Source organism: Kribbella pratensis, from assembly GCF_004366075.1.
GTDB classification, from domain to species: domain Bacteria; phylum Actinomycetota; class Actinomycetes; order Propionibacteriales; family Kribbellaceae; genus Kribbella; species Kribbella pratensis.
Map to the genome: position 1 here is coordinate 1,813,689 of NZ_SODU01000001.1, position 20,170 is coordinate 1,833,858.

15 protein-coding genes are annotated in these 20,170 nt (G+C 66.5%); 2 read left to right on the forward strand and 13 right to left on the reverse strand.

The window, feature by feature from the left end; all coding sequences use genetic code 11:
- Window positions 1-41: 41 nt before the first annotated feature.
- The 12 genes from EV137_RS08610 to EV137_RS08665 all read right to left on the reverse strand — a co-directional run bounded on the left by EV137_RS08610 (window position 42) and on the right by EV137_RS08665 (window position 17,470).
- Complete coding sequence (locus tag EV137_RS08610) at window positions 42-2,498, reverse strand: LamG-like jellyroll fold domain-containing protein (RefSeq protein WP_134127657.1); 2,457 nt, start codon at window positions 2,496-2,498, stop codon at window positions 42-44.
- A gap of 217 nt (window positions 2,499-2,715) precedes the next feature.
- Complete coding sequence (locus EV137_RS08615) at window positions 2,716-4,290, reverse strand: CocE/NonD family hydrolase (protein WP_134127659.1); 1,575 nt, start codon at window positions 4,288-4,290, stop codon at window positions 2,716-2,718.
- A 59-nt stretch (window positions 4,291-4,349) separates the two neighbouring features.
- Window positions 4,350-5,279, reverse strand: a complete 930-nt coding sequence (locus EV137_RS08620) for an oxidoreductase (RefSeq protein ID WP_134127661.1) — start codon at window positions 5,277-5,279, stop codon at window positions 4,350-4,352.
- Between the two features lie 157 nt (window positions 5,280-5,436).
- The gene (locus EV137_RS08625; protein WP_134127662.1) at window positions 5,437-6,906 is read right to left on the reverse strand and encodes a M36 family metallopeptidase; all 1,470 of its coding nucleotides are present in this window, start codon (window positions 6,904-6,906) and stop codon (window positions 5,437-5,439) included.
- A gap of 532 nt (window positions 6,907-7,438) precedes the next feature.
- Entirely contained in the window at window positions 7,439-8,485 is a 1,047-nt protein-coding gene (locus EV137_RS08630; protein ID WP_134127665.1) for a M48 family metalloprotease, read from the reverse strand.
- Window positions 8,486-8,506: 21 nt separating this feature from the next.
- Window positions 8,507-9,652, reverse strand: a complete 1,146-nt coding sequence (locus EV137_RS08635) for a VldE C-terminal domain-containing protein (protein WP_134127667.1) — start codon at window positions 9,650-9,652, stop codon at window positions 8,507-8,509.
- Window positions 9,653-9,674: 22 nt separating this feature from the next.
- Entirely contained in the window at window positions 9,675-10,544 is an 870-nt protein-coding gene (locus EV137_RS08640; protein ID WP_134127669.1) for a hypothetical protein, read from the reverse strand.
- Between the two features lie 7 nt (window positions 10,545-10,551).
- Window positions 10,552-12,591, reverse strand: a complete 2,040-nt coding sequence (locus EV137_RS08645; protein ID WP_134127671.1) for a hypothetical protein — start codon at window positions 12,589-12,591, stop codon at window positions 10,552-10,554.
- A complete protein-coding gene (locus EV137_RS08650; RefSeq protein WP_134127673.1) occupies window positions 12,588-15,620 on the reverse strand; it encodes an ATP-binding protein in 3,033 nt (1,010 codons plus the stop codon). Before EV137_RS08650 ends, EV137_RS08645 begins: the two co-directional genes overlap by 4 nt.
- Complete coding sequence (locus tag EV137_RS08655) at window positions 15,617-16,180, reverse strand: hypothetical protein (protein WP_133999710.1); 564 nt, start codon at window positions 16,178-16,180, stop codon at window positions 15,617-15,619. Before EV137_RS08655 ends, EV137_RS08650 begins: the two co-directional genes overlap by 4 nt.
- On the reverse strand, window positions 16,180-16,467 hold the full coding sequence (locus EV137_RS08660; RefSeq protein WP_130380595.1) for a hypothetical protein: 288 nt from the start codon (window positions 16,465-16,467) through the stop codon (window positions 16,180-16,182). The genes EV137_RS08655 and EV137_RS08660 overlap by 1 nt, the downstream gene beginning before the upstream one ends.
- A 49-nt stretch (window positions 16,468-16,516) precedes the next feature.
- Entirely contained in the window at window positions 16,517-17,470 is a 954-nt protein-coding gene (locus EV137_RS08665; protein WP_133999713.1) for a conjugal transfer protein, read from the reverse strand.
- Between the two features lie 778 nt (window positions 17,471-18,248).
- On the opposite strand from EV137_RS08665, the gene EV137_RS08670 reads away from it, so the two are divergent.
- Both EV137_RS08670 and trxA read left to right on the forward strand, forming a co-directional pair.
- Window positions 18,249-19,124, forward strand: a complete 876-nt coding sequence (locus EV137_RS08670; protein WP_134127675.1) for an aldo/keto reductase — start codon at window positions 18,249-18,251, stop codon at window positions 19,122-19,124.
- A gap of 153 nt (window positions 19,125-19,277) precedes the next feature.
- Window positions 19,278-19,667, forward strand: a complete 390-nt coding sequence (trxA, locus tag EV137_RS08675) for a thioredoxin (RefSeq protein WP_133999720.1) — start codon at window positions 19,278-19,280, stop codon at window positions 19,665-19,667.
- Between the two features lie 68 nt (window positions 19,668-19,735).
- Here trxA and EV137_RS08680 read toward each other — a convergent pair whose 3' ends face one another.
- A complete protein-coding gene (locus EV137_RS08680; protein WP_134127677.1) occupies window positions 19,736-20,164 on the reverse strand; it encodes a GNAT family N-acetyltransferase in 429 nt (142 codons plus the stop codon).
- Window positions 20,165-20,170 lie beyond the last annotated feature (6 nt).

Sequence of the window (20,170 nt, forward strand, 5' to 3'; positions counted from 1 at the left end):
CCTACCAGGATCAGGGCTCGGCGGCTTCCGCGCATCTCGAACTAGCGCCCTGATGCGTACAGGGCTTGCACCTCCGCGTCGGTCAGGGCCCGGTCGAACAGGTGCACCTGGTCGACCGTCCCGTCCAGGAAGTCGACCTGGTTGCCGCCGAACTTCGCGCGGCCGATCACCGTGTTGCCGGTCGAGCTCGAATCCAGCGTGCAGGCGGACTTGGCGGCGACGAGCTGACCGTCGACGTACAGCCGCAGCTCACCCTTCACCACGTCGCGTACGCCGGTGACGTGGTACCACTGCCCTGGGTTCGGCTTCGTCGGCGACAGCGCGCGGATCCCCGGGAAGCTCATCGCGAACCGCTGGTCCTGGCCGGAGTACTGCAGGAAGAAAGCGCTGTCGCGATCGCCGTCCTGGCTGACGAACGTCTGGAACGAGCCGTCGGCCTTGTTCAGCTTCACCCAGGCGCTGGCGGTGTAGTTCTTGCTGGTGTCGAGCAGCGCCGCGCCGGCGTCGGCGTACTGGCCGGATCCGTTCAGCGCGAGGCCTTGGCCGTTCTTACCCGGTCCGTAGACCGCGCCGCCTTGCAGAGTCGCGTCGTTGTTGCCTACGGCATCGTCTCCGGATCCGTCCAGCGGGTAGAAGTGGATCCCGTCGGCGCCGGGCGTGCCCGGGCCGGGGTCCGGGGTTCCGGTGCCGGTTCCGTCCGCATTGTCGACAATCTGTTTGTTGATCGTCCGAACTTGGACAAAGTCCATCTTCGGCACCCGGCGGTCGTAGGTGAAGAAGCCGTTCAACTCCCCCTCGACGTCGGTGATCTGGGTGTAGACCGAGCCGCTGATCCCACACTGCTCGGCGGACCTCAGCACATCGGTCTGGTTCTCGACGTACCTGCGGGTGAGCGTCGCCGAGTCAGGCTCCATCTCGTACGCCGACCCGTCGCCGAACCACATGTGGTCGGGCACCTTCAGGCCGAACCCGCCGTGCTCACCGTCGACCGCCGCACGGTCGCTCGTCGGCGCCGTGGTCGCCGGGCCGAGGTACGCGTGATAGTCGAGGAGATCACCGCGGCCGGAGTCGCCGTGGGAGTTGCAGCAGTTCACGCCGCTGTGAGCATTGACCAGACGGGACGGGTCCTGCGCCTTGACCGAGTCGGCGATCGCGCCGGTCTCGGTCCGGTCCCACTCGCCCCAGCCCTCGTTGAACGGCACCCAGACGGTGATCGACGTGAAGCTCTTGTGCTCCTCGACCATCTCGTGCAGCTCGGACTTGAACTGGGTGCGCCACGGCTCGGGCATCGCGTCGGTCTTCGACGCCGGCATGTCCTGCCACACCATCAGGCCGAGTTTGTCGGCCCAGTAGTACCAGCGGTCCGGCTCGACCTTGATGTGTTTGCGGACGGTGTTGAAACCGAGTCGTTTGTGCTGCTCGAGGTCGAAGCGGAGCGCCGCGTCGGTCGGCGCCGTGTTCAGTCCGTCCGGCCAGAAGCCCTGGTCGAGGGTGGACAGGTTGAACAGGATCTTCCCGTTCAGCGCCATCCGAAGCTTGCCATCGGCCCCTTTCTGCAGGCCGACCGAGCGCATCCCGGCGTACGAACCGATTTGGTCTACCGTTTTGCCGCGGTCGAGCAGCTTGACCTTGAGGTCGTACAGGAACGGGTTGGCGGGCGACCAGGTCTTCGGGTTCGGGATCTTCAGCCGGAGTTCGGTGTCCGCCTTACCTCTCACCTGGCCGACCTGCCGGCGTCCGTCGTACGCCGTCACCTCGACGTCGAGGTTGGTCGGGCCGGAGGTCTCTGCGGTCACCTTGAGGGTCTGGTTCGGCAGGTCCGGCGTGAGTCGGAGGCGGCTGATCGAGGCGACGTTCACCGGCTCCATCCAGACGGTGCGCCAGATGCCGGAGCTGCCCTGGTAGAAGATGCCGTGGTCGCTGACCTCGCGCTGCTTGCCGATCGGCTGGTACGTCTCGTCGGTGAGGTCCTCCGCCCAGACGATCAGCTCCTGCGCGCCCTTCGCGTGCAGGGCGTTGGTGACGTCGACGTCGAAGCCGTCGTACCCGCCGCGGTGCGTGGCGACCTGCCGTCCGTTCACCCAGACCTTCACGTCGTAATCGACCGCGCCGAAGTGCAGCACGAGCCGCCGGCCCTTCCAGGTGTCGGGGACCTGGAAGGTACGGCGGTACCACATGCGGTCCTCGTGCTTCTGCAGACCGGACAGGGCGGACTCGATCGGGTACGGGACGAGCACCTTCTCGGTGAGCGTGCGTCCGAACGGGGGCTGCTCGTCCATCGCGGCAGGCGCCCACTCCCAGAGGCCGTTGAGGTTGCGCCATTCCGGGCGGGTCAACTGCGGGCGTGGGTACTCCGGGAGGGCGTTCGTGGGCGAGACGTCGTCCGTCCACGGGGTGGTGAGGGGTGGTATACCAACCTGCCAATCGGGTGTTGCCTGACCTGTCGGGACCAGAACGGCCGAGGCCACGAGGACTGCTGCGGTGAGGACTTTGAACATGAGCGCGTCCTTTCGGGGCGGAGAAAGGCGATCCCATGACAACGCTCTCACTACAAAAACGCAAGAGCTCGCGCACGATCAAACATCGACACAGACCGGAGTCGGCGTGCTGAAGTCGCCGGCCCGAGGTACAACGTCCCGCCGGCCTCGCGGGTTGCGGCCTGGTGGATCGGGACGAGGGCGGCGGTGAAGCCGAGGAATCCCCGACGGCTGAGGTTCACGCCGCAACCGGAACGCTGACCCATGACGGATCGTCCGCCGGCGAACTGAACGTCACCGTCGACCCGACCACGCTGCGCCCGAGGTACCGCGGGTCGACCGTGTCGACCACGAGCACGAGATGATGCCCGGCAGGCACCTCCCAGCTAGTCGCCTCGAGCCGGACGTCGAGCGGGATCGCCTTGCCCGGCGTCGCCCCGCGCAGCGTGTACGGCTTGTGCGAGATCAATGAGCCGACGCCGAGCGCGTCGACGTCGTACAGGTAGGCGAACAGCGACGTACTCGCCGCCGACGGTTTGACGGTGAGATGTACCTTCGGCGACCCGTTGACCACGGCCGCACGATCGAACGCCGGGCCGGACCAAACACCCGCGAACGTTCTGTCCACGAGCGGCGTCGCCACCCCGGTCGGGATCGACAGCAGCCCTTGCAGGGCGCCCGATACGAGCGCGACGCCACTGTCGGCAACAGTTGGTATACCGGCCCCGATCGCCCGGCTCCACCCGGTCGACTCGTGCCCCTGCAGCGCACCGGCCTTCGTCAAGTACGACGTACGCTCCTGGCCGACCGCTGCCCAGTTCGCATACCCACGCCACACGCCGCGCTGCGACTTCAGCTGCACCGGCTCCTCCGTGTCGGCGCCGTTATCCACGCCCGTGAGGTAATGCCGCAACCACCCAGCCAGTTCGTCCCACGTCTCATTTGGTAGACCAATCGCCCCACTCGTCTCCTGCGTGGCGTGATCACCGTGCGCCAGCAGGAGCCGCTTCGGACCGGTCAGCGCGGTGAAGAAGTCTGTGTACTGCGCCGGCGGGAAGATGGAGTCCTCGAACGCGTTCGCGAGGAAGACCGCCGGTTTCCGTGCGTTGATTTGGTCTACCATCGTCGCCGCCGAGCGAACGGGCGACAGTTGCTTCGCCTCCGCAATCGCACCGTCGAAGTCACCGGTGACGAACTTCGTCTGCAGGGACGCCATCTCTGGCCCGGGCCGGCCGGTGACGTTGCCCAGGGCAAGCAGACCGGCGACGGCCTGCAGCGCGACCGTGTCGTTCGGATCCAGCGACCGGATCAGATCCGCCCAGCCGCTCAGCGCACCGACCGCCTTGATCCGCGGGTCCTTCGCCGCGGCGAGCAGCGACGTACCGGCGCCGTACGAGATCCCGACCGCGGCGACGCGGCTGGTACCCGCCGAGGTGTGCTCGGCTGCCCAGTCGATCACCTTGCTGACATCGGCGACCGTCGGCGGACCGGCGATGTCGATGCCGCCGCCGGTGTCCCAGAAGCCGCGGCTCGAGTACGAGATCACCTGGAACCCGGCGGTGGCCAGCTTCGCGCCCTGACCGACGTACTCGACGTTCGGCACACCCCAACTCGACGGCATCACCACGAGCGGGAACGGTCCGTCGCCCTGCCCGGTCGGCGTCAGTACGACGGCGCCGATCTCGATCCCGTCGGCGCCGGGGATGCGCTGGTACGACGTACTGAAACCTGCCGCGCCCTGACTCGCGTCCGCACGCGGACCGATCGCGATCAGGGTCAGGGCTACAGCAAGGGCGGCAGCGAGCTTGCGCACTGGAGGACCTCCGGCAACTGGAATTACCGGAGGGTAACCAGAAAGTTGCCGCTATGTCACTACTTCGGCACGGTGAGTGCCGGATCGACCCCGGTCGCCTCCACCGACCACGCCCAGAGACGCGCCGCCAGTTCGGGGTCCTGTGCGGTGCGGGTCGGCAGCACGACCTTCGGCGTACCGCGGTACTCGAAGAAGCTCGGGCCGACGAACGATCCAGGACGCAAATCCGGGTACGTCGCGGCGTACAGACTCGGCCAGGCGCCGGCCGCCGCGGACTGTGCGACCAAGCGCGTCGCGGCGCCCCACAGTCGCGCCTGCCGGGCGCGCCCGGCGAGCTCGGGACCGGCTGCCTGCAAGTGCGTCGCCGCGTACCCGGGGTGGGCCCCAACGCTCAGCAGATCGGCACCGGCGGCGCGGGCGCGACGGTCGAGCTCCAGCATGAAGAGCAGGTTGGCAAGCTTCGACTTCCCGTACGACTCCCACTTCCGGTACCTGCCCGCCGGTCGCTGCAGGTCGTCCTCGCTGATGCCGCGCACGGTCTTGTGCATGAACGAGCTGACCGTGACCACCCGGCTGCCCTTGACCAGCAACGGAAGCAGCCGACCGGTCAGCGCGAAGTGACCCAGATGATTGGTGCCGAGCTGCAACTCGAACCCGTCGAGCGTCTGCCGGTACGGCGGCGCCATCACGCCGGCGTTGTTGATCAGCAGATCCAGCCTGTCGTACGACTTGACGACCTCCTCTGCCGCCCGCTGGACACTCGCCAGATCAGCCAGGTCCAACTCGAGGACCGTCGGGGCTCGTCCGGCCTTCTGTGTCAGGGTTTCCGCCGCCTGCGCGGCCTTCTCCGGATTCCGCGCAGCGACCAGCACGTCGGCGCCATGTCGGAGCAGTTCAAACGCGGTCTCGTACCCGAGTCCACTCGTGGCACCCGTCACGAGCGCCAGCCGTCCAGTCAGATCAGGAATGTCCGCCGTAGACCAGGTCATGGGGCCTCCCGGTCTGGACTGAGGAGCGCAGGGAGCGAAGCGACCGGAGCGACGAGGGAAGGCCGGGAGTCACAGCCCCATGACCCGCCGCGCCGGAGGCGTGGCATCAATACAGTCATGCGCCCACAGTAGTCGTGGGCGCACGACCTGCTGTTTGCTACGGGAGGATCTTGCGGTCCTGGAAGGCCTTCGTGACCTGGGCGGCCGCCGGCTTTCCGTAGAGCAGCCGGGCAGCCTGGATGGTGTCCTGGGCCGCGGCAGCGAACGACGTGTCGGGGTCGTAGAAGAACGTCGACTCGAGGATCAGCTTGTTCGCCTTCGTCCGGCCGAGCGCCTGGTGGATGTCCCACAGCGCGTTCGACCAGATCTCGCCGTCGTCGTGAACCTCACCGGTCTTGTCGTCGATGGTCTTACCGGTGTCCGTCCGACGCAGGCAGTGCGGCTCGTCGGTCGTGTACGACGTCGCGTCCCAGTCCATCACGCACGGCAGCTCGAAACCCTTGCTCACCGGGACCGACATCGTCACGGCCCAGTAGTCGCCGAAGCCCTCACCGATCGCGCCGGCCTCCTCCGACTCACCGAAGCCCGGTACGACGTCGTCCTGGATCGCGTGCCCGTACTCGTGCCAGATCACCTCGGCGTCCTCGGCGTCGTCGACACCACCCTCGCCGACGGTGATCATGTCCGTCGACGGGTCGTAGAACGAGTTGTCTCCGGCGTACGTGTCGACCGAGAAGTCCTGCGACTCGTTGTTGACCTCGGTGAACCCGAGCTGGTGGATGTACTCCTGCGTCTGGTTGATGTGGTAATACACCATCACCTGCTCGAACTTGTCGTTCGCGCGCTGGTAGACGAACGTGTTCGTCTTGCTCTGGGCCAGGCCGCCCTTGGCCTCGGCGATGTTGACGTACGTGCCGTTGAGCTTGCCGGAGCCGTCCAGGTTGCGCAGGATCACGTTCTTCTGCGCCAGGAACAATGCGTCCTGGTTCTTGTCGTTCTGGTCGGTCAGCTTCTCGTTCTGCTCACTGACCACCGGGTTCGGGTCGAACACCGAGCCGCGGCCGTCGACGTTGTCGCTGATCACCTTCGACTCGACGACGGCGCCGCTGTCCGCGTCGACGAGCGAGCGGGTGACGCCCTCGGCCGAGCGGCTGGTGACGTTCCAGACCAGACGCGCGTTCGGTCCACCGATCACCGCGAGCTGCGCGGCTCCACTGGTCGCCCCCGGCTGCGGTACGACGTTCTTGTTCGGCCCGGCGATCCGGGCACGGTTCGCGCGCGCGGTGACCGCTGCGTTGGCGGTCTGCGTAGCGGACGCCGGCGCGACCGCCGCACTGACATCCAGGTTCGCCGGTACGGCGTCCCGGCCGTCCGCGATCTGCACCGCGCCGTCCTTGGCCACATGCTTGGCGTAGTACCCATTGATCACCGGCAGCCCCTTGAAGGTCTGCTGGTACCAATAGTGCTTGCCGAGCAACGACGTCTTGGTCTTGATCAGCTTCAGCCCATTCGGATTGGCCGCCGCCCCTTCCGGCGCGGCCCCCGCAGCACTGGTAAACGACAACCCGAGCGACACAGTGGCCAACCCCGCAACAACAGCCACAACCGCCTGACGGCGTCTCCTCATCCGCTTCCCTCCCACATCCATTGCGTAACGCAACCACCACAATCCGTCAAACCCTAGTTCCGCAAAGCACCCCCTGGGAAGCAGAAACTCACCAACCCCCACCCCGCAAGGGAAAACCCTGCTGCGCCGAGGTACCCGCCGACCGCGACCGAACACCTCGTCAGCACACATGCCCAAGCCCCCGCAACCGCCATACCTCAGCCTCCGCCCCCGCCAACCTCCCCACCCTCCTGCAAGCCCGCCCACACATCGATGACGCAAGCAACCACCCAGAACCAGACCCACGACCGACCCCGCCCCGAAGCCTCCAAAATGGACCCCACCCAACCGACGGCATCACCCGCACAACCGAAACTCCTCCCCACCCCGAAATCCCCACCACGAGACCTCTGGAACAAGGGCGGCGAGGCACAGGAATCCATCGAGGCCAAGGCACACGAGTTGCTGGCATTCACCGAGCGCTGTATCGAAGACGCAATCACCTACGTGTGATATCTCCCGAAGCGCCCCGTTCGGTGGGGTACGTCGCGACTCATCGACGCTGCAGATATACCTCAAGCGCACTGATACGTTCCGCTACCGACGGCTGGCCGGTGAGCCAGTCCGGCTGCGCGAAGCCACCGCGACGTTGTCCGCCCTCATGCTGGGCTTGCCATCCGTAGAGGACCTCGAGAAATTTGCGGCCGTAGCCCAGGTCGCCGGTCGTGTGATCGGCCATCCGTTCCGCGAACTTGTTCGCACCGATGAACAGCAATGGCGAGAACAGCGGTGCCAGAAAGGCCAACGGCACGGCAAGGCTGTCATAGAAGATCAATGCGGCGAGGATCAGACCCAGATAGGCGACGAGGAGGAAACCGATGATGGTGCATCCGACCGCCGGGATCGTCCGGCTCAGTTTGAGCAGTTGCCAGACCACGAAGCCGACGATTCGAGCCGGAACCGAATACCAGTGCAGAACGCGACTCACCCACAGGTGGCCGTGACGACGCACAGCGAAGTCATGAGCAAGCGCCGCCTCTAAGTGACTCGGAGGCAAGGTGTAAAGCGCCCAACTCGTCACCGAGAGCGTGTTGCCGCCAGTCGCCGAACCGGTTGGAGTCTCGGCTCTCTCGATCCACATCGTGAACTTGCTCGGGTCGACTCCAGACCTGTTCGCGAGGGCGTACCAGATAGGAGCGAGGCGCTGGTTCTCCACCATCGTCGGCCGGCGGAGCCCGAGCAGAAAGCGTGCGATCAGGCCGTCCGAACCCGGCCAGATCACGATTAGACCAGTGAGGAGCCATGCGCCGACGACAACGACCGGGTTCCAGTCGAATGTTCCCGACAGCCAATAGACGATGACGAAGCTCGCGGCGACCCATAGCAGCATGGCGATGAACTCAGCAGCGAACATGCCAGAGCCACCCGGTGCACCCGATGCGGACGGCCCGCCGATTCCGCGCTCGTACCCATGCGGGCCGTTGACCGGAAGTTGCGGTACGGCATTGTCCTCGCCCGGTTTCCTCGATGATGGCTCGCGAAAGCTCGGCTCCCGCGCACCATCATTGGGACGATCGTCCGGGTTCTGCGAGTTGTTCATGTACCGCCTCAGCAGTTGGAATCAGTAGAGGGACACGTGAACGTGGTCGTAGTGGCCACCTGTCGCGTCACTCGGATCGTAGACGCCGCCGCCGTTGTACGGCTTCCACTGCCCGGTGCGTGCACTCCAGATCTTCCCGTACCAGATGAGGTAGTGCAGTCCAGTCGTTCCCGCCGTCTGAATCGCCCAGTTCGCAATGCGATCCCCCTTCGCTCTAGCCGGCGCGGACCGCCGCGAGTCCCCGCCGACGAAGACGTCACACGCTTTCCCCTTCGGATGGTCACTCGTGGGGTTCCAGACATGGGCGTCCCAGCAGCTCATCGGCGGGTTGGCGAGCGCAGCACGAGCCTGCGCGACCCACGCGGCCGTGCGTTGGGTCACAAGCCCACCTGTCCCCGTCGGATCCGTGACGCTTGCTGTCTGTGGGGGCCACACGCCGTTGATGGGACGGCCTTCGATCAGGCCACCCCCGCCGTCACAGTTGTCGTCGACGTCGGTCGGTTGCGATGGTCCGACGGTAGGTTTCGGCCCGGAGCGTCCCGCATAAGGATCGCCTGTCCGCTCAAGGTCGATACCTGCCTCCACCGCGATTTGCCGCGCCGTGCGCTCATGTCGCGCGTAGGCATCGGGGAAGGCGGAGACCTGAACGGCCTGCGCAGCCTCGGTGAATGACATAGACGGCCAGCCGTCGATGTCGACCAGGCCCGGAGGGCTTGGTGGATTCGCGCCACCGAAGAACGCCTCGGCAGCATAGGTCGGATCCAGAATCTGCTCGACCGTGCCCCAACCCGCGGAAGGACGCTGCTGAAACAGTCCAACCGAGTCACGGTCGCCGTAGTCGATATTTTCGAGTCCCGATTCCTGCAGCGCCGTCATCAAGGCAACCAGAGTCGCCCGACCAGGAAGGCCACGCGCCACTGCCACGCCGTCGATGATCTTGGCGAAAGCAACCTGCCTCGCTCGCACCGGCGCATCCGCAGGCGGATCGTCGACCCGGGAACCACCGCTCCCCGGCGGGCAACTCGCGAGGAACCGATCACCTCCAGCACCGAAGGGAACGATCAGGACAAAGCTCATCAGACCGACTACGGCCATTGCTCCGAGCGCCTTCAGACCAAGGAGCTTGCTCGCGCTCGAGCCGAAGACACCTCCCGCACCGCGATCCATGAACATCAGAGTCCCCATTCGTTCATGGACCGGTCCCGCCGTTCAGGTCGCTGATCACCCAACTGCTTCCTTCAGGCACCAACGTGATCAAGAGCGGCAGCACCATCCGGTTGGGGCGCTTGCCCGTGACATCGATCGTGACGGAGACCAAGCGGGTGATCCGCGTCGGCGTGTCCACCGGAGCTGATTCCGGCTTTGGCATCTCGACTTTCACCGCGGTTACAGTGGATCTCCCACCGTCGGACTTCAGTGCGTCGTAGGTTGAATCGCCTTCGGACTGCAGGCTCTCTCCGAGCTCAGTCGTGATGTAGGCAGCTGACTTGTCGATGAGATCTGCATATGTCTCGCTCGACGGATCACGTGTGTAGAACACCCGTGCCCAAGCATTGAGGGTAGTCGTCGCGGCTGTCGTTGCAGCCGCGGGCGGGTGCTCTGTCAGGATCGGCGGAGTGGAGTTCTGCAGCGTCGCTGGGCTCGAGGGAGTCGTCGTCGACTGTGGTGCACTAGGAGACTGCGCCTCGTCAGGCGGTCGCGAAGGAGTCAACACTCCAACATCCCCACGGGTAGGAGGTTCATCTCCTCGCAGCAAACGCGGCAAGCCGCCGCCGAGACCGAGAACGATGATCGCGAGGATCACGACAGCGACAACGACCGTCACCGGGCTCGAAGGCTCCGCCTGCCGCTGCTGACGGAGCCAGGCCACGCGTTGTGCGTGATCGTCACGGCGCCAGGTGCGCTTCGCCCGACGACGCTCTCGCCAGCTCAGCTGGTCGATCTCGTCGGGATAGTCGTAACCCGTCCGAACCATGTCACGCCAGTTCGTCGGTTCATCGGGCCGGCTGCCGGAATCGTCATCGCGATCACGCCGCGAAGAGTCGCCGCCGCTCTTCATCGTCTGGTCACCTGCGGCTTGGCACCATGACCGTCACGCCGTCCTTCGTGACGCTCGAATACTCACGGAACCGCCGGCCCGAACTGGACGGTGCCTTGCGGCGATCACGAACTGCCTTGGGGGGTCCGTCGCGCAGGCTCGCCGAATGCGTATGAACTCTCGGCTCAAATCTGCTGTGCGAGGCGGGACGACTGTCCTTTCTGGTTGACTTCGCATGCCTGGCCTGCCTGGCTTCGGCGTTCGATGATCCGCCACCGGCAGCACCCGACTGAAATCCACTATTCGCTGTACTCGACCGACCGGACGGCGAGGAAGACAATCCCACTGTGATCGTTCGGCGCCGACCGGAGGTCGTTGTTGTGCCACCCGATTTCTCAGAAGCGGCTGTCGCCGATGCCGCGCCACTGGATGTCTGTGCATGGTCCTTGAGGCGCGACAGCTTCGACTCCTGACTTCCGCCTGAACTCGCACGAGTCGAAGCTGTACCGGCCGGCTCGATAGCTCGACGGTCAGAAGAGCTCATCGCGTGAGCCGGGGCTTGTCGTGCGGCCAGCATGCGATAGTTGGTCCCGAGCGCCGGTGCCTGTCGGAAGACCCGGACGGATGAGGCTCGCTCGACTTGCGTCTCGTACGACCCTCTCGAGCTCTTCTCCCCGACCGTTGGACTCGCAGCTCGGCTGCCTACCACGCCCATGAGACGCCGGACGGCCCCCATAGCTCCCCTGCGAGCAAGGCCTCCCATGACCAGGCTTCCCATTCCTGGCCGCATCATCGAGCTCATGCTCTCGAAGAGCCGCCGAAGCCGGAATCCTGCGATGAGAACGGCGATCGCGAGGCCACTCACAGGAAGCCACCCAAGCGTGTCGGTCAAGCTGAAGACTGCAGTGACGAGTGCCAAGGTGGTTGAGAACACCAGCAGAGCAAGGATCGACTGCAGAACCAGGCCGAGCAAGGCCTCGAACCAGTTCATTCCCCACTGCCTGGTCCGGCCAGGAACAGCCCACAGACAGGTGAACAGGACACCGACCACCAGCAAGATCATGCAGCCGATGAATGCCATCAAGGCTGTGAACGCAAGTGACACAGTCAAGAAGGCGAACAGCGTCGCTGCTATCGCTCCAAGAGTCAGCACGCCTACTCGGCCGAACGGATTGTCGCCCTTCGCCCACTTCACTGTCGGCGCGTCACCGCCGCCCTCGGCCTTGCTGATCTCCTTGTCGATGTAGCTGTTGCGAGCATCGCCGTCGGTGCCCTTGTCGAGGATGGCCTTGCCGTAGCGCTGACAAGCCTGGAGAGATCCGAACTCGGCAACGCACCACGGGGTCGCCGCGAAGGCTCGCCAGGTTGCGTCACCGGATTTTCGCAGCAACGTGTCACGCTTGGAGCCGGCAAAACTAGGTTCGGTCCACTCGATCGGCACCTTTGTCGTCGATCCGAGTACCTCGGTGGACGTTCCGACGACCGCGTCGGATCCAATCTGCCTTGCACCATCGACGCCGTGCAGCCAGGTCGCCGGTGCGACAGCGAAACTCGTTGCCAGCAGCCCTGCGGCAAAGACCCACACCAACTGACTCATCGCACTACCGCTGGCGCGCCGCTGTGCATACGCCGCAATCGCGCCGAACGCCAGAGCGGACGGCAGCAACCATCCAGCAAGTTGCGTGTTCACCAGACCGATAGCCGACGAAGCAGTGTCGGTCAACGGCTTCAGATCGGTGAACGAGAACAGCCACCAGCCGACAGAGATCGCTGCCCGGGTGATTGCGACGATGTACAGCATCACCATATGCGCGTAGCCGTTGAAGACGGCCTCCATCGGATCGCGGAAGCTCGTTTCGAAGTCCAGCCCATAGACCGTCGGGCTGTACCGCTCGAAGAGCGTTTGCGAATCACCGTGCGTCAGGTCAGGGGTAGGTAGAAGATCACCGAAACCGGTTGGGTTGGTGGGGCCTTGGTTGGGGTCGGCGGCTAGGGCTAGTTGAGAGGTGAGGATCAGGGAGATGGCGAGGACGGTTAGCGCCGTTTGGGTTCGGCGCTGCCATCTCATGCGACGTGCTCCTTGCCGCTGGAGGGCTTGGTGGGTTCTTCGGTGGTGTCGTAGGCGGGGTACATCGCCTCGTTGTAGGCGGCCTCGTCTGCTTCTTGGTCGTAGACCTCGTCGGGGCCGATCGGTGAGTCGTGGCGGAGGGCGTGACGGTGGTCTTCGGGGGCGTCTTGGCCGTTGGGGATTGGCGGGTGACCGTTTTGTTGGGCGACCGCTGGGGGGACAGGTTGGGACGGCTGAGCGGACGCTTGTTGCGGGGTCTCCTCTACCGCGGGTTCTGGTGTGGCTGAGGGGGTAGGCGCGGGCTGGCGCGGTGGTTCGGTGGAGTGGGGCTCCGCGGGCTGAGGGGCCTTGCCGTTCGTTGGGTAGGTCGCGGCCGCGGCAGGTGGTGTGGGGAGCGCCTGGTTGACCTGCACGGGCGCTGCAGCGGCGGGACCAGTCGGAGCCGACGGCTGGGCAGGCGAAATCACGCGGTCCTGGAGTTGGGCAGCTGGTGCCGGCTCGAGGAACTCTTCGTCGTCTGCGAAGGGGTCTTCGGGTTCGTACGCCGGAATCGCGGGAGCCGCGGCGGTCGTGTGTTCGGATTCGGGGGTGGTGCGGAGTAGGGCTGCTACCTGCTGGCTGGGGATGTCGATTTGGACTGTGGCTACTTCGTCCCAGCGGTCTCGCATGATGCAGTGGCCGTGGCGGATGGATTTGCCGTTGGCGGCGGTGTTGATGCCGCGGACCAGGGTTTGGTACGGCGCGGTTTGCGGGCGGCCCAGGAGCTCCAGCAACGAGTCGACCTGTTCGCGGGAGCGGAGGCTGAAGGCGAACAGGGTGGTGATCTGCTCGACGAGGCCGGGGAGCTTCAGGATCGACGCCGGGTCCTGGGTGTCGAGGACCAGGGAGGCGCCCAGGGCGCGGCCGACACGGGCGATGTAGTCCAGGAACGAGGCGCCGTCAGGGGTCTTCGTCAGCAGGTGGACCTCAGGGACGATGACGACCTTGGAGCGGCCGCGGAACTCGCGGCGTCCCGTCGTACGGACCATCCAGGCCAGGCAGCCGCGCAGGCAGGCCATGCCGACGCGTTCGATCGGGGACCAGGACTCGGGGGCCGACTCGGGGGACGGCAGCGTCAGGCCGGGCATCTGGACGACCCAGAGGCCTGGGTTCGTGGTCAGCGACGAGAGGCCGGACGGCGGGCCGGCGACGACGGAGCCGAGACCTGTCTCGACCAGGTCGCGCAGCGCGAAGCCGACAGTCCGCACGGTCTCCGAATCGGAGGCGCAGAGTCGCTGGATGACACCCCACGACGACGGATCGGGTGACTGAATCTCGGCGCGGGTGGCAGCCATGACTGGCGCCTCAGCCGCACCGCGCAGGTGGGGTGGCAGCAACAGCATCAGCTGCGAAGGGGCTTGCAGCAGTGCGTCGTCAACGGGCAGCACCCGCAGTAGGTCTGCAGCACCGGAGAACTGTGCGGTGATCTCAATGACAGCAGTGGGTACGCCGTATTCCGCCGCGACCGCGGACACGCCGGCAGCGTCGCCCTTCAGGTCCAGCAGCGGCACCCACGCACCGGCGAACGCGGAGTCCAGACCGCCCAGCATCGCGGCAGTCGTCTTCCCTCGACCAGACCGGCCCAGGAACAGCGTCGTGGTCGCGTCACCCAGTGCAGAACCAGCTGCGGCGTCGAAACGCACCAAACCCGGTGTAGAGCCGGTCAGATAGCCGATGGCCGGCCCAGTGGCGTCACCGATCGACGCGCCGCCCCAAAACCAGGACCCGAAGAACGCGGTCGACTCCCGCACGTGCCCGAGGTCGGGCACGCGCAGCTGGTCGCCCGGCAAGGACTCCAGCCACAGATCGCGCTGCTCGTCCGCTCCGGCGGCAACGGTGATGCCCCGGTCCGCGTAGTGCGCGATGACCGCGTCGACGTACGCCTCGAGGTCCTCACGCGTGTCCGCGCTGACCAGCAACCGAGGGTGGTCCTCGACCAGGGTCAGACCGCTGCGGTTGATGTCGCGCTTGACCTCGCGCATGACGCGCTCGGTCTCGACGATCTCGTCGGCGGTCTCCTCCGCAGTACCCTTCGCGGCCGAGCGGCGCTGCTCCTTCGCGCTCTTCCGGGTCTCGTCGACCAGGTGGCGCGCGGTCTTCTTCGTCAGTACGCGAAACCGGACCGAGGCCTCGACGGTGACGTCGATCTCGTCGCCGTCGTCGTCGATCGCCTTGATCTCCGACAGCGTCCGCAGCCACTCCCCCGCACCCGGGGTCTCGAGCTCCTCGGGGAAGTCCGTCATCGCGAGGACAGTCGTGTACGCCGCGATCTGGCCACGCGTGTCGTAGATCCGCAGATGGTCGGTGTACGGCACCACGCGACCGGACGTCAGCCGGGCCAGCGAGGCACCGGTGATCAGACCGCGTCGCGGCGCCGCGACCGCACCGCGGTGCATCTCGCGGCTGATCAGCCAGGAGATCACCTCAGCCGGCGCGGTGTGGGCCCGCCACACGGTCGAGCCGAGCTGACGGGCGAGCTTGCGCACGCGCTCGTCCAGGTGCGCGAGCTCGCGCGCGCTCACCCGCCACGACGTCGTACCGAGGGCATCGCTGATCGAGCCGCGGACCTGCGCGGTTGCCCGCGGGTCGCGGTCGGACAGGTGTACGCCGAGCGCGACGTACCGCTCCGGCATCCGCATCTCGTCGATCCGGTCGGCCCGGGTCTGCGCCCACGCTTCGTGGTCGCCGAGCCGGTAGTGGCCGGCCACCGAGTCGATGTAGTCCTGACCGGTCGAACGGCCCCAGACCACCTTCAGATGGCTGAGCCGGTCACCGAGGATCGTCGCCGCCGCGCTGACCGCCGCGTCGAGGGCCGCGTCCTGCTCGGCCTCGGTGGCCAGGTCGGTGTTCGCCACCGAGATCAGGAACCACGCCTCGGCGCTGCGCTCGGTCACCAGCAGGCCGTCGGCGATGGCCACAAGACGAGGTGGCGGCAAGCCGCGCTCGCGGCCGACCCCCACCAGGTTCAGGAGCTTGTCAGCGATCTTCATCCGCGGCCCTTCCCTGACGACGTCCTGCGACTCACCCGTTGTACGTAATCCGAACCCAGCAGGCGGGCCCGCTGGCTGACGGTGATGTCCGCGCCCGCGCGGACCCTCGGGTCGACCTCCACCACGACCTCACGTTCCCACTCCGGCGTGACCCGGGCCTTGGCCAGATCGGCCACCTTCCGGGTCGAGACACGCTCCCGCCAGGGCAGGTACTCCGTTTTGTCGGCGGCGCGCGCGCCCAGGCCGATGATCGGGCGGTGCGCCCGCAACGCGTACCGGACGGCGAGCGCCCACTCGGTCACCCGCCGGCGACGCTCGTGGAACTTGCCGGGCCGCCAGCCGAACGCGGTGATCACGAACGGCGGCACGACGTACAGGCTGACCGTGGGTTTCTTCGGTACGCCGATGAACGGGAACAGCAACGCGATCCAGAGCAGGATGATCACCGCTCCGAAGATGATCATCCGGCGCCGGGCGCCTTCTCCGAGGTCGATCCCGAGCAGGTCGTACTGCCGGGTCTCGATCTCGAAGTGGTGGGTCAGGGTACGGCCGACTCGCATCAATTACCTCCGGACAGCAATCCCCAGAAGCCCTTGAGCACGTTGATGGTCTGGTTGTTGGCGTAGATCAGCCCGCCGACCAGGACCCCGGCCGCGATGTGGCCGAACAGCTCGCCCCACTCGCGCTTGAAGTAGTGGCCGATGGCCCGCAACACGAGGATCGCGATGAAGATGTTCCCCGCGATGACCAGGACCCAGTCCTTGAAGTCCGCGCCCGTCGGCACATTGGGGTCGGCCATGGGCACGGCAAGCTGAAGCACGCTCGCAGCCAGTTCGTGAGTCGTCATTGCGGTGTCTCCCTTGTTGCCTCGGTCATCCGATGGCCAGTAGCTGGATTCATCCGACGGCAGCCACTTGCCATCGCTGTGCTCCGTCCGTGGCGACAGTACGCCTCAGCGTGAGCGTGTAGGTCTGGCTCAGAGTGGTGTCACCCACCCCGTCCCAGGTGACGGCCGCGGTCGCCCGCCGCTCGTCGTCGTTGCCGGCGTACACCTGCCAGTCCTTGAGTTCACTGAACTTCACCGCACCGTTCAGGCTGCGGATGGTCGAACCGGGTGCGGTCACCGCGGACACCTTCTTGTCGGACTCGGCATACGCCGCGAAGAACGCTTCCGCATCCGTCTCGGTCGCGGCGGTCAGGTCGTCGTCCGGCTTGCCGGCCTCCGGCATGTTGCTCGGCAGCGGCGCCCGCTCGTCCGGTACGAACGTCGGCGGTCCGCTGACCACGACCCTCGACGCGGTCCGCGCGACCGGGACCGAGATGCGCTGCCAGGCGATCGGGCCGGCGGCCCAACTGCTGCCCCGCTTGGTGAACGTGTACACGCGGACCCGGACGTCCACGACGGCCGTGATGCCGTTGGAGTCGGCCGTGACCTCCCCCGGATACGCGACGTCGGCGGTCTGCTTGCCGCGGCCGTTCCAGCCGGCGGCGCTGTCCAGGCCGGCGGCCAGGTCGAGCCCGATCTGCGCCGGACGGGCGTTGGGGTTGCTCTCGTCCCAGGTCAGGTACGACATGGCGTACCGCGTCGCGACCGCACTCGCCTCTGCGGAGGGGAAGCTGCTCTGCCCGCTGACCACCGTCTCCGGCGTCTTGTTGGGTGCGATCCAGGAGCGGATGCCACTGATCGCAGCCAGCAGCAGTACGACGACCACGAGGCCGCGGAAGAACCGCCGGGCCCACGTGGAGAAAGAGGACTCCGGTTCGGTCGACCACGGGGTCTGCCCGGGCTCCAGCACCTCGCGGACCGGTCCCGGCGCCGCGTGCGCGCCGTGGGGCGAACGCTGTTTCAAGCGTTCGGGGGTGCGAGGCGCCGGGCCCTGCGGCGGTGTCTCCGGAGGGCGCGCACCAGGACGACGCGGCGGAGCCATCACGCCACCGGGCGGCGGCGCCGGGTTCTGCGGAGGCTGGCCCTGGGGAGCGGCGTACTGCGCGGCTACGCCCTGCGCCTGGCGAGGGGTAGGTGACACCGGCCCGCCGGGGTGGGCCCACCACTCCGGCGCGGTGCTTTGCGGGCGTCCTTTGCCCGCCTTCTTCCGGCGCTGATCTGTCCTGCGCTGGTCCGACCAGTGCTCACCTTTTGGCGGCAGATTCAGCAACGTTCGCCACCAACTCATCCCTACCCGCCCCTCAGACAGCAGTTACGCGGACAGTAGCCGGGAGAATACGGCAAGCGACCGCACTCCGGGAGACCTGAGGCCAGGATCCGGATGGTTCATCGCTCCCCGCTGCCATACTGTTACCCCACTCGCGGGCAGTGTCACCCTCGCCGTCACTTTTACCGGCCAAGCGTGACACCTTCGGTACCGTCGTCATAGCTCCTCTCTCATGCCCGCTCGGGTCGGGCGGGCAGCGCACACCATGCCACACGCCGCGGACAGGTTCGAAAATCCGTGCGAACAACATGGTAAGGAACGCATCAAGCGATCACTCATAGTAACCGATGAGCCGGTCCGCCTGTGGAAAACTCTCCCGTGCCGAAGGGGTCAAAATCGGCTGTGGACAACCGCTTGCCGAGAGCGCTTCCGGGCATAAGGTCGGAGTGATCCCTGCTACCCCCGGAGGACCAGGATGGAAACTCGCCGACTGGGCAGACTCGGCCACCAGAGCTCGGTGCTGATCTACGGCGCCGCATCGCTCGGCGGCGTCGACCAGGACCGCGCCGACGCGTCGATCCAGGAAGCCCTCGACGCCGGCCTCAACCACTTCGACGTGGCCGCCGACTACGGCGACGCCGAGCTCCGCCTCGGACCGCGGATGCCGGAGATCCGGGACCGGATCTTCCTCGCCACCAAGACCGGGCGCCGGACGTTCGAGGAGGCCTGGAGCGAGATCAACCGGTCGCTGGAGCGGTTGCAGACCGACCACGTCGACCTGATCCAGATGCACGCCGTGTGCGACCTGGAGAACCTCGATCTCGTGACCGGCAAGGGCGGATCGCTGGAAGCGGCGATCCGGGCCAAGGACGAGGGCATGGTCCGCGCGATCGGCATCACCGGCCACACCGCGCAGGCGCCGTCGGTGCACACCGAGGGGCTGCGCCGGTTCGACTTCGACAGCGTGCTGACGCCGCTGAACTACAAGCTGTCCACGGATCCGCAGTACGCCGATGACTACGCGGCCCTCGTGGAGGCCGTCAAGGCGTCGGACGCGGCACTGATGACGATCAAGATGATTGCCCGGCGGAACTGGCAGGAAGGCGAGGAGAAGTCGTACGACACCTGGTACCGGCCGTTCGACGAGCAGCGCTACATCACCGCCGCGACCGCGTGGCTGCTGAACGGGCATCCCGAGATCACCGGTCTCGCTACCGCGGGTGAGACCCGACTGCTGCGGCAGATGATCGTCGCGGAGCGCGAGCGCGCCGACCTCACCCCGGAGGCCGCCGCCTCGATCCTCGACGAGGTCAAGGACTACGCGTCACCCTTCGTGGACATGCCCATCTGACACAACGTGGCCCAGGTCACATACGAGACTCCGCATTCCGGTCAGGTCGTACGGCGTACGAGAACGGCCGGCGTACCTGGCCGGGGATGCGGGAACAATTCGGCCGCCGGTCCGTGTTGACACACACGTACTCATCTACTTTCGGAGGTCGTAGTGGCAACGGTCGAGCTGACCCAGGAGAACTTCAACGACGTGGTCGGTAGCGACGGTCTCGTCCTGGTGGATTTCTGGGCCGAGTGGTGTGGCCCGTGCAAGATGTTCGGGCCGGTGTTCGAGAAGTCGTCCGAGCAGCACGGTGACATCACCTTCGGCAAGGTCGACACCGAGGCGCAGGGCGAGCTCGCCCAGGCCTTCCAGATCCGGTCCATCCCGACCCTGATGGCGGTCCGCGACGGCGTGGTCCTGTACTCCCAGGCGGGTGCGCTCCCGGCCGCGAGCCTGGAGGACCTGATCGGCCAGCTGCGCGCGGTCGACATGGAAGAGGTCAAGGCCCAGATCGCCGCCCACGAAGCCGAGCACGGCACCGAGCCGCACACCCACTGATCCAAACAGCTCACCGGATCCGGGGACTCCATCGAGTCCCCGGATCCGCTTTGTCCGACGCCAGCCGTTCAGTCGGTCAGTCGGCGATCGGCGGTACGGCGCATGAGCCGGGAAGTGCCGACTTGTTCGGTGAAGCCCCACCGGCGGTAGAAGGGGATCAGGTCGGGCTGGCAGACGAGTTCCAGGCTGCGGACGTCGGCCAGTGCGGGGTGCGTGACAACGGCGTCCAGTAGGGCAGCGCCTACGCCGGAACCGCGGTGGGTTTCGGCGACGATCACGTCGAGGACGAGGGCGACGTACGCGTAGTCGGTGAGGACTCGGGCGAAACCGACCAGTTGGTCCGTTGGGTGGTTGGTGATGGCGATGACCAGGTCCGAGTGGTCGAGCAGGTGGCGGACGTCCGCCGGCGTACGGTCGGTCATCCACCACGCCGTACGCATGAGGTCGGTCAGCTCCGGGACGCGGTGCGCGGGCACCGTGGAATCCGTTGTGAGCATGCGAGG